The 16266-nt window shown below is 38.5% G+C and carries 12 protein-coding genes; 10 read left to right on the top strand and 2 right to left on the bottom strand.

The window, feature by feature from the left end; genetic code table 11:
• The first annotated feature begins 173 nt into the window (after positions 1-173).
• The 3 genes from AC106K_RS02165 to AC106K_RS02155 all read left to right on the top strand — a co-directional run bounded on the left by AC106K_RS02165 (position 174) and on the right by AC106K_RS02155 (position 9004).
• Positions 174-2543, top strand: coding sequence for a choice-of-anchor L domain-containing protein (locus AC106K_RS02165; protein ID WP_482443210.1), 2370 nt, complete (start codon positions 174-176; stop codon positions 2541-2543).
• Positions 2544-2713: 170 nt separating this feature from the next.
• Positions 2714-6313 carry a choice-of-anchor L domain-containing protein gene (locus tag AC106K_RS02160; RefSeq protein ID WP_482443209.1) on the top strand — a complete coding sequence of 1200 codons (3600 nt, stop codon included), beginning with the start codon at positions 2714-2716 and terminating at the stop codon, positions 6311-6313.
• A gap of 327 nt (positions 6314-6640) precedes the next feature.
• Positions 6641-9004: a choice-of-anchor L domain-containing protein gene (locus AC106K_RS02155; RefSeq protein WP_482443208.1), complete on the top strand. Its 2364-nt coding sequence runs from the start codon at positions 6641-6643 to the stop codon at positions 9002-9004.
• Between the two features lie 84 nt (positions 9005-9088).
• Here AC106K_RS02155 and rsmA read toward each other — a convergent pair whose 3' ends face one another.
• Positions 9089-9859, bottom strand: a complete 771-nt coding sequence (gene rsmA / locus AC106K_RS02150) for a 16S rRNA (adenine(1518)-N(6)/adenine(1519)-N(6))-dimethyltransferase RsmA (RefSeq protein ID WP_047095460.1) — start codon at positions 9857-9859, stop codon at positions 9089-9091.
• Between the two features lie 91 nt (positions 9860-9950).
• Between rsmA and AC106K_RS02145 the strand changes: the two genes are divergently transcribed.
• From AC106K_RS02145 to rluF, 6 genes are all read left to right on the top strand, one after another.
• A complete protein-coding gene (locus AC106K_RS02145) occupies positions 9951-10850 on the top strand; it encodes a cell division protein FtsX (protein ID WP_482443207.1) in 900 nt (299 codons plus the stop codon).
• Positions 10851-10852: 2 nt separating this feature from the next.
• A complete protein-coding gene (locus tag AC106K_RS02140) occupies positions 10853-11149 on the top strand; it encodes a DUF3098 domain-containing protein (RefSeq protein ID WP_047095462.1) in 297 nt (98 codons plus the stop codon).
• 172 nt (positions 11150-11321) lie between these two features.
• The gene (locus tag AC106K_RS02135) at positions 11322-12140 is read left to right on the top strand and encodes an undecaprenyl-diphosphate phosphatase (protein WP_482443206.1); all 819 of its coding nucleotides are present in this window, start codon (positions 11322-11324) and stop codon (positions 12138-12140) included.
• Between the two features lie 47 nt (positions 12141-12187).
• Positions 12188-12886 (top strand): tRNA pseudouridine(55) synthase TruB, encoded by a 699-nt coding sequence (gene truB / locus AC106K_RS02130; RefSeq protein WP_482443205.1) that lies wholly within the window; start codon positions 12188-12190, stop codon positions 12884-12886.
• Positions 12887-12938: 52 nt separating this feature from the next.
• A complete protein-coding gene (locus AC106K_RS02125) occupies positions 12939-13520 on the top strand; it encodes a hypothetical protein (protein ID WP_482443204.1) in 582 nt (193 codons plus the stop codon).
• Positions 13520-14242 carry a 23S rRNA pseudouridine(2604) synthase RluF gene (gene rluF / locus AC106K_RS02120; protein ID WP_047095465.1) on the top strand — a complete coding sequence of 241 codons (723 nt, stop codon included), beginning with the start codon at positions 13520-13522 and terminating at the stop codon, positions 14240-14242. The genes AC106K_RS02125 and rluF overlap by 1 nt, the downstream gene beginning before the upstream one ends.
• A 36-nt stretch (positions 14243-14278) precedes the next feature.
• On the opposite strand, the gene AC106K_RS02115 is transcribed toward rluF, so the two are convergent.
• Positions 14279-14803, bottom strand: a complete 525-nt coding sequence (locus AC106K_RS02115; protein ID WP_482443203.1) for a DUF2314 domain-containing protein — start codon at positions 14801-14803, stop codon at positions 14279-14281.
• Between the two features lie 166 nt (positions 14804-14969).
• Between AC106K_RS02115 and AC106K_RS02110 the strand changes: the two genes are divergently transcribed.
• A complete protein-coding gene (locus AC106K_RS02110; protein ID WP_482443202.1) occupies positions 14970-16190 on the top strand; it encodes a YncE family protein in 1221 nt (406 codons plus the stop codon).
• Positions 16191-16266 lie beyond the last annotated feature (76 nt).

Here is a 16266-nt window from a genome sequence, read left to right as displayed (position 1 = left end):
GATCAATAGATGTTGATCTGTTTTTTTTTAATATAAGGTCTATATTGTTAATTTGAAGAAAATGTAACAATAAGATTAAAATATTGAGAATATGGAGGGTAAAATAGAAAATACTCTTGTAAGGGGCTGTTTTTGTGTATTTTTTTTGTTACATTTGAGGAAATAAAAATAAAATGTTGAATTATAGACAAAAAAACTACCTTTTTCTCTTAGTGCTATTGTTGGTTTCAACTTCTTTATTCTCTCAAAGAAAACCGCCCAAAAATACGGTGTCTGCTGTGAATAAGAAGGCTGGCGCATTTATAGATGTGAATGCAACCGGTTACGCACCTTCCAGCTATACACCAGAGCAACTCGTGAAAGACATTCTGATCAACGGAGGATCTACCTGTTCTGTACCAAACGTAACGAACGTAACGATAACTCCGAATCAAGCCAATACGAATAACGATCGTTTTTGGGGGTATTTTCATAAAGGAACAACAAACTTTCCATTCAAAGACGGTATTGTTTTAACGACAGGAAAGGCGAGAGAAGCCGGAAACGTAGCAGCTAGTGTAAGTTATCCCGTGCCAGGTGCAGGAATTGATGATCCTGATCTTTTGGCAGCAGTTCCGAATCCTGACCCTAGTTACCATTATAATGATAATGTAATGCTGGAGTTTGATTTTGTTCCCAATTCCACTCAGGTGAAATTTAATTATATTTTTGCTTCTGAAGAATATGAAAAAACAAGTAATTATCCATGTAAGTATTCAGATGCATTTGCTTTATTGATCAAACCTGTTTCGGGAGGACCTTATGTCAATCTGGCTATTTTGCCAAATAATGCAGGGCCTGTTGCGATGACAAATATTCACCCTGAGATTACAGTCTTTGATGGCTGTCCCGCTAAGAATGAGCAGTATTTTGCCGGATATAATTCTGATTCTAATATTGTTACCAATTACGATGGAAGGACCGTACCTTTAACTGCCGTAGGAACTGTAACGCCGGGAGTTAAATATCATTTCAAAATGGTCTTGTCCGATTATAGAGATACCAGCTACGATTCTGCTGTATTTATCGAAGGGGGTTCTTTCGATATTGGAATTAAAATTGTAGATGAGAATAACGCTGTTTTGCCTGGTACGATCAAAATGTGTGATAATACCCCAAAAGTATTGAAAGCTCAGGTTGCAGACATTCCCGGGATGACTTATCAGTGGTATAAGGATGGTGTTGCCATTCCTGGAGCAACCAGCGGTACTTATATTGCTACTGCACCCGGAGTATATACTGTAAAAGTAATGGTTCCTGGTAATAACTGTCCGGGGGAAGCGACCATTACGATCATTGGCGGAACAAGCCCTACCGTACAGAATGCTACACTTAAGCTCTGTACCACACCTACAGTTACAACTTTCAATCTCGAAAATACAAAACCTCTGATCAGTACAACTCCGGGAGCGGTATTTAGTTTCTATACCACTCAGGCGGATGCACAGGCTCAGAATAACAATTTCCTTACGAATCTTACCAGCTACAACGGAACAAATGGCCAGGTGCTGTATGTTCTGGTTTCCAATGGAGCATTCTGTAGCAGAATTGCTACGCTGACCCTGCAGAAAGAAGAAACACCTGTTGCCATACTCAATGCTGCTAAACTTAAAATTTGTTTGGGAGAATCCATATTATTAACAGCTGGCGGTGGTGTAACCTATGAGTGGGGAGATACTTCAACTACGACCGGTGCAACAAGAACGGTAAGCCCAACTAAAACAACAACGTATACAGTATATGCTGTCGGAGCATTGGGATGTAAATCTTTACAGCCGGCCAGAGTAACTGTTGAAGTAGTACCTGCTATTGTTTCTACTTTAAAAGGTGGACATATCTGTCAGGGAGATAAAATTATTCTTGACGCTGGCACAGGTCCTGGATATACCTATCAGTGGAGTTCAGGAGAAACCAGTCAGACGATCACTGTAAGTACTCCGGGAGAATATTCTGTGACAATTAGTAACGGAGTATGTTCACAAACTTTCAAAACTCAGGTGATTAAAGCTGTTATTCCTGAAATCACAAACGTTGATTATAATGATAGAGGAACAATGATCCTTACAGCAACCAATCCTAGTAACGGAATCCTTGAGTACTCAGTTGATAACGGAGTGACTTGGCAGCTTTCCAACATCTTCCATAATGTTCCTAAAAACAAAGTGATTGCTATTCGTGTAAGAGTAAAATATACCAGCTGTGTAGGCTTCCTGGAATTCTTTACCTTCGTAATGAAGAATGTGATTACTCCGAACGGGGATAATATCAACGATGTTATCGACTTTAGCGGAGTAGTTAATTATAAGGACTTCAGCGGTCAGGTTTTTGACCGATACGGAAGAGAAGTGTTCAAGGCACAGAAAATCAATCCTTATTGGGATGGATACTTCCAGGGGAAAAAATTACCGACGGCCTCATACTGGTATCAGGTAACTTACGAAGATCCTGCAAGCAAACAGGTCACTGCGAAAACAGGTTGGATCCTGCTTAAAAATATAGAGTAATTTTTAAAATATCTTTGAAAGACTGGCGATGTTGCCAGTCTTTTTTTGTTATTTTGAAATCAATAGAGTTGATATTCTACGATAAATAAATTTGCGTTAGTAACAATGTAAATTATGATAAGCTGAATTTTAATTAAAAAAAATAGTATTTTTGTTTAAAATAATATAAAATGTTAAATAGGAGGACGGGAAATTTATTTTTAGTATTGCTTTTTGCTTTTATAGGAAGCTTCACCTTTGCTCAGGACAGAAGTAAGTTAGTGGCTGCGAGTAAGCCTACTGCTGCTGCCAAGAAAGCGGGAGCTTTTATTGACGTAAACGCAGCGAGTTATCCTGAATCAAGCTATAATATTACCCAGCTGGTAAAAAATGTTCTTATTTCAGGAGGGAACTGTGTTTCCACCAGTGTAAGCAATGTTGTTGTTTCTCCTAATTTAGCAGCAACCAATCAGAACAGAAGCTGGGGGTACTTCAATAAAGCATCTACCAATTTCCCTTTTGGTAAAGGGGTTGTTTTATCCACAGGATATGCCTACAAAGCAGGAAATACTTATCAGCCTAACCTGAGTGATGACCTTGGGACAGGAGGAGATATGGATCTGGCAACTGCCTTAGGAATCGATAACAACAGATTGAAAGATGCTACTTTTATAGAATTTGATTTCGTAGCAGCTTCTACAGAAGTTACCTTCAGGTATTTATTTGCTTCTAAAGAATATGATCCGGTCTATCAGTTCCCGTGTAGAATTACAGACGGTTTTGCTCTATTGTTAAAAAAAGCGAGTGACCCTACGTATACCAACCTTGCAGTACTTCCCGGAGGTGCCGGGCCTGTAAGTGTTACCAATATTCACCCTAACATTCCAGGCGGTAATTCGCCAGGATGTCCTGCTAAGAATGAAACTTATTTTGCAGGAATCAATACCGCTCATATTGAAACGAATTTTGATGGACGTACTATCCCTTTGACTTCAAAGGCTAACGTTATACCGGGAGAAACGTATCATTTCAAAATTGTATTGGCAGACTACGACGATTCAAGTTTTGATTCAGCTGTTTTCTTTGAAGCCGGTTCATTTGATATTGGTGTGAAAATTCTGGATGGGGCAGGAGCACAGCTTCCGGCTTCCATCAATGTGTGTGACAATGCACCGCAGGTTTTTACAGCTTCTGTTCAGGCAACCAACGCTACTTATCAGTGGTTTTTGAATAATGTTGCGATTCCAGGAGCCAATACAGCATCCTATACTGTAACACAGCCAGGAGTATATACCATTAAAGTAACTATTCCGGGGAATGCCTGTCCGGGTGAAGCTACCGTCACTGTAGTAGGAGGAACTTCTCCCACAGTACAAAATGCAACTTTGACAGCCTGTTATTCTGCAGGAAATGCTACCTTCAATTTGCCATCAGCTCAGGCTTCTATCAGTACCACTCCGGGCGCTACATTCTCTTATTATGCGAATCAGGCGGATGCCAATGCCGGAAATGCAAATACAATTCCAAATCCTACAACATACCAAAGTGCAGGCGGACAGACAGTCTATGTTCTGGTGAAAAACGGATTCTGTTCCAAAGTGGCCCAGCTGCAATTGGTGAAATCACCACAGATGACTGCATCTATTGTGCCTCCAACGGTACTTACCTGTGCTAATTCGCAGATTACCCTGGATGCTTCGGCTTCAGTATATCCTGCAGGAGCTACTTTTAACTGGACGACTACAGGAGGAAATATCGTTTCAGGAGGAACTACCCTGACTCCTGTTATTGATGCTCCGGGAACCTATACTTTAACCATATCAAAAAATTATCAGCCGGGAAATATCAATTGTACAGCTGTTGCCAATGTTACCGTAACAGGAAACAGTGCGCCACCTACTCCAGGTCTTACCGCAACTAAAGTACATATCTGTAATGGAGAATCAGTAACATTGACGGCTACCGGAGGAGTAAGTTATAACTGGACAGGCCTTCCGGGAACCGGAAATACACAGACAGTATCTCCTACCACAACAACTACTTATACCGTAGCGGCAGTGGGAGCTAATGGATGTGTTTCTACAACACCTGCTACAATAACGATTCAGGTATCACAGCCGTTTACAGCACAGGATGCTACTCTTCATAAATGTTACCAGCCTGGGTTGACTTATAACCTTAAAGATGCAGAACCTCAGATTACTTCTGCTACAGGAGTTACTTTTACCTATTATATCAATCAGGCGGATGCCAATGCTGGTAATGGTAACTTTATTACAACGCCTACAACTTATGCACCTCCCGGAAATCAGACCATATACGTTCTGGTAAGCAACGGAGGATGTAAATATGTGGTTGCTTTACAGCTGTTGAGATCTGCTGAAACGACTCTGGTCATTGCAGCGCCACAAACGGTTACCTGTGCCAATCCTCAGACAACCCTGAATGCTTCTGCTTCGGTGGTTCCTGGAGGTTCTACCATTACATGGACAACTACAGGAGGAAATATAGTTTCAGGAGCTAATACCCTTACTCCGGTAGTGAATAAAGGCGGAACTTATACACTGACTGTTACGAATGTATCCCAGCCAGGAAACTTAAGCTGTACATTCACTTCAAATGTAACGGTGCAGGAAGATAAAACAGTGCCTTTTGCCACTGTCGTATCATCACAACCTCGTATATGTGTGGGAGAATCAGTAACATTGACGGCTTCAGGAGGTGTTACCTATAACTGGGGCGGAGGTCTTGCCGGGAATGGAAGCACCCAGGTAGTTTCTCCTACCACTACCACTGTATATACTGTATTTGCAGTAGGAGCTAACGGATGTATTTCTGCAACACCGGCAACAGTAACCGTTCAGGTAGGACCGCCTATTGCGGGGATTGCAGCTTCCAAAAGCAAAATTTGTGCAGGAGAATCTGTTACCCTTACCGCTTCGGGAGGAATTACCTATAATTGGGTTGGGCTTACCGGAAACGGAAGTACACAGACTGTAACCCCTACGACAACGACGATCTATTCCGTATATGCATTGGGAGGAAACGGATGTAGCTCTGTAAAGGCTGCTGAAATTACAATTGAAGTAGTTCCGGCTATTGTTTCCACCATTGAGGACGTATATGTATGTGCCGGAGATAGTGGAACACTGGATGCGGGTGCGGGACTGAACTATACTTACCTATGGAGTACGGGAGCCACTACACAGACGATTACCACCAATGTTGCCGGAACCTATTCTGTAACCATCAGTAACGGAGTTTGTTCAAAAACTTTCACGGGTCAGCTGATCAATCCGGATCTGCCACAGTTTACGAATGTTGTTTATGATAACCATGTTCTGACAATTTCAGCCAATAATCCTACAGGAGGTACTCTGGAATATTCCATTGATGGAGGACTTACGTGGCAGCCATCTAATGTCTTCCATGGCGTTTTAAATAATAATATGTACAATCTGATGGTACGGGTGAAAAATGCAAAATGTGGAACTTCACTGGATTTCTTTACCCTGATAATCAGTAATGCCATTACTCCTAATATGGACGGAATAAACGATACCATAGACTTTTCAGGAATCAGTGGCTATAAAGATTTTGCAGCTTCTATTTTTGACCGATACGGAGCTGAGGTATTCAAAGCTTCGAAAGGGGATGTGGTATGGAGAGGATCTTTAAAAGGGATCAATCTTCCTACCGGAACTTACTGGTATAGGGTACAATGGGAGAATCCTGCCAGTAAGAAAATGGAACAGCGTTCAGGCTGGATCCTTTTGAAAAACAGAAATTAAAAAAATAATAAAACAGAAATCTTTCAGAAATGAAAGATTTCTGTTTTTTATGCGTTAGACAATTATAGATCTTAAATGGTTCACCTATCCTCATTCTTTTTAGAAGATATATTGAAGCAGAAAAATAGGAGTTATTCTGAGTCTATTCGTTTTGTCAAATTTGTAATGTTTTGAGAGATGTCGTGTGATTCTTCTTTTGTTGAGGGTAAAATTGGAGATGAGGATTTGTTGTAAGATCTTTGTGTTTTTGATTTTTTTATTATAAAAAATATAAATATGTGTGTGGTATGTTTAAAAAAAAATTAAATTTGTTTAAACAAAAATATTATGAGAAGATATCTACCGCTTTGTTTATTTTTTACAGTCGTCTCGACTTTTTTATTTTCACAGAATCAATCCATACAACCCAGAAAACCCGGAAAAGAGGTAGCTTCTGCTCTATCTAAAAAAGCGGGAGCTTTCATTGATGTCAATGCTCCTGCCTATGTGGAAACCACTTACAGTATAGATAAGATGGTAAAAGATGTATTGATCTCATCAGGAACCAATACCTGTCTTACTCCCAATGTAACCAATGTTAAGATAACTCCTAATCATGCTCCAACTGATGCCGACAGAGCTTGGGGATATTTTCATAAGGCAGCGACCAATTTCCCTTTCAAAGACGGACTTGTTCTTTCTACAGGATATGCGAGAAGAGCCGGAAATGTTTATGAGGGAGATCTTAGTAATACCAACGGTGGAGGATCTGATGCTGACCTGGCACAGATTATCGGGGTTACAGAAAGTAAACTGTATGATGCTGTGCTTCTGGAGTTTGATTTCGTTCCTACGACCTCTCAGATTAAGTTTAATTACTTATTAGCATCTGAGGAATATACCGGTTCATTTCCCTGCAGCTATGCAGATGCTTTTGCGATCTTGCTGAGACCTACTTCAGGAGGACCTTATGTTAATATGGCGGTTCTTCCGAATGGAGCAGGACCTGTAAGTATTACCAATATTCACCCTGCAATAAATACGTCTTGTGGAGCAGTGAATGAACAATATTTTGCAGGATACAACACTACGAATGTAGAAACCAATTTTAACGGAAGAACAGTTCCACTTACCGCTACAGCAACTGTAGTCGCTGGACAACAATATCACTTTAAAATGGTAATTGCAGATTATGGTGACCACAGTTATGATTCTGCCGTATTTTTAGAAGGAGGTTCTTTCAATATCGGAGTTGACCTTTTAGACCCTGCAGGTGCAAAATTACCTTCAGACATCAATGTATGTGACAATGTTCCTCAGGTGATCACAGCTTCTGTAAGTGACCCTAACCTGGTGTACCAATGGTATCATAACGGGGTTGCTGTACCTAATGCCACTACCAACAGTATTACTGCTGTACAGCCGGGAACTTATACTATTGAAGTAAGTGTTCCGGGAAATCCTTGTCCGGGGAAAGCTTCAATACAAATTCACGGCGGAACAACACCGCAGGCTCAGGATGCTACATTATTGCTATGTACCACACCGGATATTACAACGTTTGACCTGAGCACCATTAAACCTGCTATCAGTCCGACACCAGGAGCAGTCTTTAAATTCTATGTCAACCAGGCCGATGCTATTGCCCAGAATAATAATTATATTCAGAATATATTGAATTATAATGGTAATGATGGACAGATACTTTACGTAGTGGTTTCGAATGGTGGCTTTTGTAGCAAAATGGTTGAACTGAAGCTATTGAAAGAAGTAACGCCAACGGCTAAAGTGAAATCTTCAAGAATCAAAATATGCCCGGGAGAATCTGTAACGCTGACTGCAGAAGGAGGAGATAGCTACCAGTGGGTCAACTTCATGGGTACCGGAAATATGCAGACCGTAACTTTATACCAGACCACTGTATTTACCGTATATGCAGTAGGAGCAAAAGGATGTAGATCTTTGAACCCTGCAACGATAAGAATAGAAGTGACTCCGGAAATAGAATCACCATTGAAAGATGTTGAAATGTGTATAGGAGATGTTGTTACACTGGATGCAGGAGCAGGACCTAATTATAAATATGTTTGGAGTACAGGAGCCACCACTCAGAAAATTGATGTAGACAAGTGGGGAATCTATACTGTAGAAGTTGATAATGGAATCTGTAAAAAGATCTTTGAAGCTAAAGTACTGGGAGCAGCAACTCCGTTTATTACAGCTATAAACTATGAAAGCATTAAAAAGAGCATCACGGTAACTGCAGAAAACCCACCGATGAATAATATGCCAAGCACATTGGAATATTCTATCGATAACGGAATCTCATGGCAGGAATCTAATGTATTCAACAGCCTTTTGGACAATACAAAGTATACCATTCTGGTGAGAAGAGTAGGAACTCATTGTGTAGGAAGTCTGGACTTCTTTACCCTACAGATCAATAATATCATTACTCCGAACGAAGATGGAATCAACGATGTGTTGGATCTTAAAGCGCTTAGAGAATTCGATAATTTCTCAGGATCAATCTATGACAGATACGGAGTGGAAATGTTCAGATTCTCAAAAGAAAATCCGGTTTGGGACGGAACCGTAGGAGGGAAGAGATTGCCAACCGCTACCTACTGGTATAAGTTCAATTTCCAATATCCTAGATCCAAAACTCAGGTAAACTGGTCAGGATGGATCATGTTGAAAAACAGAAACTAAAATTGATACTATAAATATAATAAGAAAGCCTTTCAAATTGTTTTGAAAGGCTTTCTGCTTTTTATTTGTGATAAAAGATCTTGCTTATTGATGGCTTTTCCAAAGGTTGGCAAAATGGATGAAGTCTGTTACACTGAGCTCTTCCGCTCTTTTATCCAAGAATTCATGCCCTTTCAAAGCTTCCGGAATGTTGAGTGCTTTCAAGGCGTTGGAAAGCTTCTTTCTTCTCTGGTTGAAGCCCGTCTTCACAATTTGTTTAAAGAGTACCTCATTGCCGGCCAGACCTTCTTTCGGATTTCTTGTCAACCTGATAACTCCAGATTTTACCTTTGGCGGTGGATTGAAGACATTCTCATGAACCGTAAACATATAGGATACGTCATAATAAGCCTGGATCAGTACCGAAAGAATACCGTAATCTTTAGTTCTCGGTACAGCAGCCGTTCTTTCAGCAACCTCTTTCTGGAACATTCCTACCATTTCCGGAATCAGTTCATAATGATCAACGATCTGAAATAATATCTGCGAGGAAATATTATACGGGAAGTTTCCAATGATCGCAATCTGCTCGTTTCCGATAAAATTGAAATCCTGCTTCAGGAAGTCTCCTACAAAAGTATTTTCTGTAACTTTTGAATAATTGTTTTTCAGGTATTCGATAGATTCCGTATCGATCTCTGCAAGGTAGATGTTCTGATCTTTTTCAAGAAGATATTTGGTAAGAACTCCCATTCCGGGACCTACTTCCATGATATTATTATAGTTCTCAAAACTAAGACCTTCTACGATCTTTCTTGCGATATTTTCATCTGTCAGAAAGTGCTGTCCAAGATGTTTTTTTGCTTTTACACTCAAAGTTTTTTATGATTTTATTAACAATGATTTTCTTTTTTTCGTCCCAAATTTCGGAAGTTTTTTTCTATTTTAGCCAAAAATTTTAATATTAATGGCTAAATCTGTAGATGAGTTTAATAAGAAAAGGCTTCGGTCCAGCAATATTACAGTAGTGATAAGTATTGCCTTAGTGCTATTTTTGTTGGGATTAATGGGGCTTATTTTAATTAATGCCCAAAAGTATTCCGACTATATCAAAGAGCAATTGGTAGTGAACGCCTACTTTGATGAAAATTATGATGTAAAAGACTCTGTAAAAATTGCCAAACTGGAAGATGAAACTTTTAAAAAGGTACAGACATTAGCTCCTGTAAAAAAGGCAACCTATATTTCTAGAACAATGGCTGCCAAAGAAGCCAAAAAGAGTATGGGGATTGATAGTGACGCATTATTTGAGGAGAATATTTTTCCTTCATCTATCGAAGTCGCTTTAAAGCCGGAATATGTGGATCCTGCCAAAATAGACGAAGCGATCAAAGTGATCAAATCCGTTCCAGGTATTGTAGACGTTAAAAATGACAGTACGCTGATGGTGGATGTGTACAACAACCTGAGCAGAATTTTGAAATGGATCTTAGGATTTTCAATTCTGTTCCTTGTATTGGCTGTTGTATTGATCAACAACTCGATCCGTCTGAAAATATTTTCAAAGAGATTCATTATTAAAACCATGCAGTTGGTTGGGGCGAAGAGAAGATTTATCCTTAAGCCTTTTATTATAGAAGCCGTTATTTTAGGAGCTATAGGCTCTGTAATTGGTCTTCTTGCTCTGGGTGGGGTTTGGTATTACTTTACGAGCCAGATCGGTTCCGCTTTTGTACAGGATAACAATCAGTATTTCTGGTTGATCATCTTAGTACTTGGAGTAGGAATCTTTATTTCTGTCTTAAGTACTATTTTCGCTACATGGAGATTCTTAAAATCAAACGTTGACGACTTATATTACTCTTAATCATGAGCAAAAAAACAAATAAATTTTCCGCTTCAGATTTCGGAAATGAAGCTGAAGCCCCTCAGCAAAATGCTTTCTATTTTGGACAGCAGAATTTCAAATGGATGCTGATCGGGTTAGCATTTATCGTGGTTGGCTTTCTATTGATGATGGGACCGGATGCCAATACGGTAGACGGGAAATTTGATCCCAACTCATGGAACGACGATATATTCTCTATCAGAAGAATCAGAATAGCACCACTTTTTGTTGTCATAGGATTTGCAATAGAAGTATATGCGATTTTAAAAAGAAAATAAATAAATAGTTTTATTTAAGGATTAAAAAATTTAAGAATTAAAAGATTAAATATTAATTTGAAAATGTATGTATGTAATATATTTTCAGTTCTCAAACAATTAATATTTATTTTGGCATATCGCCAGTCTTTCAATTCTTAAATCTTTTAATCTTTTAATTTTTTAAAGGAATATGGATTTAATCAAAGCAATTATTATTGCCATTGTAGAAGGACTTACGGAGTATCTTCCTATCTCTTCTACAGCACACATGGGTTTTACGGCGAATCTTTTGGGAATGCCTGATGATGAATTTTTGAAGATGTTTCAGGTTTCCATTCAGTTTGGAGCAATCCTGTCTGTGGTAGTAGCCTACTGGAAGAAGTTTTTTGATCTGAATAATATTCAGTTTTATTTTAAACTTGCTTTTGCTGTAGTTCCTGCATTGGTTTTAGGATACCTGTTTGATGATAAGATTGAAGCGGTTCTTGGGAATCAGATTGCGATTTCCTCGGTACTGGTACTGGGAGGTGTGGTATTACTGTTTGCTGACAAATGGTTTAAAAATCCTACCATTGATGATGAAAAAGGGATCACAATAAAAAAAGCAGTAACCATCGGGTTCTGGCAATGTCTGGCCATGATGCCGGGAACAAGCCGTAGTGCTGCTTCTATCATTGGTGGGATGACTCAGGGGCTTTCCAGAAAAGCAGCGGCAGAATTTTCTTTCTTCCTTGCTGTGCCTACTATGCTTGCTGTGACAGTATATTCTGTTTTTGTGAAAACATGGGGGAAAGAAACTCCTAATCCGCAGAAGGGATATGAAATGATCATGGCTTCACAGGATCACATTATGATTTTTATAATCGGGAATGTTGTAGCATTTATTGTAGCCCTTATTGCAATCAAAGCCTTTATTGGGGTGCTTAATAAATATGGTTTCAGACCTTGGGGATGGTACCGTATTTTTGTAGGGATTGCTTTACTGATTTATTTCCGTTACTTTCAATAGACGTTCAACAGAACTGCCACGATAAAATCGTTGAGAAAATATATACAATGACAGCTGAAGAACTGAAATCAGGATACATATTTTTATTAGACAAGCCTTTGGACTGGACTTCTTTCCAGGCAGTCAATAAAATGAAATATAAACTTAAAAGGGAGTTTGATCTTCCTAAAAAATTCAAAATCGGGCATGCCGGAACTTTAGATCCCAGAGCTACTGGGCTTCTTATTGTATGCTGTGGAAAATTTACCAAAAAAATCCCTGAGATTCAGGATGCTCCCAAAGAATACTGGACCGAAATCAAAATAGGAGTACAGACGGAGTCTTATGATACGGAAAAACCGGAAATTCTTCATCAGGATATTTCTCATATTTCCGAAGAACAGGTAAGAGAAGCATTGGAGAAATTTGTAGGTGAGATCGAACAGAAACCACCGGTTTATTCTGCCATTAAAATAGATGGCGAAAGAGCTTACAATCTGGCAAGAGCAGGGGAGGAAGTGGAAATGAAGGCCCGAAAAACAACAATTCACTACCTTAAAGATATTGAGATCAATTTCCCTTTGGTAAGTTTTACGGTAGGATGCTCAAAAGGAACCTATATCCGAAGTCTTGCCCATGATATTGGCCAGGAATTGGGAGTAGGAGCGTATCTGACTCAATTAAGACGTACCAAGATAGGAGACTATACCATTGAAAATGCTACAGACCAGTTTTTAAATAACGAATATAGATTTGAAGCATTATAAAAGTATTTTTATCTTTAGGGTTTTTTGATAATGTATTCAAATGAAAAACACCATGAAAATAAGATTACTTCTGTTTCTTGCAGTATTCGCTCTATTTAAATTTTCTGCACAGGATCTGAAGGAGAAAAAGCCTAAAATGGATTTCTATTTTAATCCGGCACTCAACGTTGGTTTTAATATTAATAATAAAAATAAGAACTCCAGTAATTCGCAATATTTCGAATCCAAGCCCTTATTAGGGAATCTTACCTATGGTATTACAGCAGTTGGTGGTTATAATTTTCTTCCTAACTTTGCAATAGGAACTGGACTTAAATACAGCTTTGCACAGGATAATTACCATCTTTTATACTGGGTTATTCAGCCGAAATTCATTTTTTCACCTGGAGACCGCCCTTTTTATATAGATGTTAATTACGGAAAACAACTTAACCATTCTGCCGTTTCAGATACCGAATTTTGGGGATTAAGATTAGGAATGCAGGTTTCCTATTCAAAAAGATTAAGTCAGGAAGGCGGGCTTGTATTAGAGTCACACAGATTAAAAGAAGGAGTGGATGGCTTTTTCATCGGATTAAGCTATGGCATCTCTATTTTCAGTAATAAAAATTATACCGGTTACGGAGAAGACTAATGGAAAAGACACGTATCAATAAATATTTATCAGAAGTAGGCTACTGTTCAAGAAGAGCAGCAGATAAACTGTTGGAAGAAGGAAGAATAAAGATCAACGGAAAAATTCCTGAACTGGGAACAAAAGTTTCTGATGAAGACCTTGTGGAAGTAGACGGAAAACCTATCAGAGAGCCTCAGGAAAAACCTGTTTATATTGCTTTCAATAAACCGGTAGGCATTGTTTGTACTACAGATACAAAACGTGAAAAAAATAATATCGTAGACTATATCAATCATCCGAAAAGAATTTTCCCTATCGGAAGACTGGATAAACCTAGTGAAGGGCTGATCCTCTTGACCAGTGATGGCGATATTGTCAATAAAATTCTGAGAGCCAGAAACAATCACGAGAAAGAATATCTGGTGCGTGTTGATAAACCTATCACTCCGAGATTCCTTGAGAAAATGAGGAATGGCGTTCCTATTCTGGATACGGTAACCAAAAAATGTGAAGTGGAAAAGATTGATGAAATGAACTTCAGAATCATTCTTACCCAGGGGCTCAACAGGCAGATCCGAAGAATGTGCGAATATCTTGGTTATGAAGTGAAAAAACTGAAAAGAATCCGTATCATGAATATCAAACTGGATCTTCCCATCGGAAAATGGAGAGACCTTACGGATCAGGAGCTTTCTGCACTTAATTTACTTCTTGAAGATTCTGCTAAAACAGTAGATTAAAATAATGAATCAGGGCTATAATAAGCCCTTTTTTTATTATTCGAATTTGTAACCTGATTTCTCATCAAATTCTTTTCTTTCTTCTTTGGTCATTCGGTCTCTTAGAAGACGAATGGTATAGCCACCCTGTAAGATGCCATTATCAAAATATATCCAATCTGCAATTTCATTTTTTTCAATTTCTACTACCTCATCATGCTTCACTTCTTTTGTATAGACAGGTGGGCTATTGACGGTTCCTGCATATTTATTCAATTCTTTGGAAAATAAGACCGGGGAGATCCATAAAAATTCATCTCCTTCATCACTTTTAAAAGCCTTTTTCAATCCAAAATTCTTGAAATTCGGATTCTCACTTTTTAAGGCATTTTCGAATTTATAAAAAGTTTTTCTGGCGGTTTCAATAGCCGCTCTCATTCCTTTGTCATGAGAGGAGACCTGATAAATAGCGTTTTCAAGATACTTTTCCTGTTCTGTTTTTTTTTCTTTAATGTTATTAGACTGTCCTGTACAAAAGACAAATACTAATACGGATAATAGGGAGAGTATATTTTTGTTCATACTGCTAAATTTAAGATAATATAGTTTAGGTTTTATATTTTTTTAATCAGTTTTTGTTTTAATGATTATTATTTAAATATTTTATCACTTATTAGTGTAATATTTTTGTATTTTTTAATGAAATTGTGTTATATTTATAATATGAATAACTAAAAACCTGAAAATCATGAAATTAAAGATTAATCCCGCTTTTTTTCTTGTTGTTTTGTTCCTGTTTTCTCATTGTCAAAATGATAATCATGCAGAAATTCCACACGATACGGCCTTTTATATAGACTATAGAAGTCTTAACGGAAAACCAGATGGAATCGCTGTGATAGAACTAGATCCTGAAGCCCCCAATTTTGGCAATATCAGTAGCAAACTTGAGTTAGGTGTTGGGGTTCTGCCTCATCATATTTATTATAATCAGAGTGCCAACAAATTATATACAACTGCTTTAGGAGGAAAATACCTCTATCAGATAAAAACAGAAAAAGATAGTAATGGCCAGCCCATATTAGTAGCCGCAACACCTATTGATATAGGTGAGAATACGGTGGGTGAAAATTTATTTTTTACCAATGACGGAAGATTTTTTATGACCTTTATGGGCGGAGCAGGAGGACTGAAAGATGGGAGTGTAGGTGTTTTTAACGCTGGGAATAACCAACTTATCAAAACAATCAAGGCCCCGATTCAAACTGATCCGAATAAATTTATAATGTATCCGCATGGGATCTCCATCAACGAAGAAAAAGGGCTTATGATGGTGACCTCTACTATTCACCCGGATCTTACCAGTGGCTTTGGGAATACCTGTACTTTATTAGATCTCAATACCTATGAAGTAAAAGAAACTTACCAGGTTGCTGACTCCCCAACGGATTTATCAAGCCCTGTTGAAGTTCTGTTACTTCGCGGAAAATTTCCACAATATGCTCTTGCCACAACAATGCTTGGAGGTGATATTTGGATCGCCCCATACAATCCCGCAACTAAAAAATACGATGCTTTCAGTAAAATATTTGATGGAAGTACACAAGGTTTAGGCTGGACTCTCGAAATGTATATTGATGATAACAGCAGGCTGTATGTAAGCTTTGCTGATCCGGGAAAAGTTCTGATCTTCGACATCAGCAACCTTCCTCAGCTAAAACTTTTAAAAACCCTTACCGCAGATAAAGGAGCCCATCATATGGCTTTCTTTAAGACCAAAAAAGGAAAAGAAGTGGTCGCAGTGCAGAATAATCTGCTGGATATTCCTGGTATCAATTCCGGAACAATCAGTATCATTGAAATTGAAACCGGGAAAACCCTGGGAACAGTCGATCTACGCTCCAAATACGGAATACTTCCTGAATCCATTGAAGGAACCAATGGTCCCAGCAGCTATATGCATCATTAGCATTTAAAACTATTTTTCAGAAAAGAAACTATCCAGAATAAGAGATCTTGTTTTGGATAGTTTTACGTTATATCAG

The sequence above is a fragment of the Chryseobacterium sp. FR048 genome (genome assembly GCF_056844665.1).
This window is presented reverse-complemented; position numbering and strand designations above follow the sequence as displayed.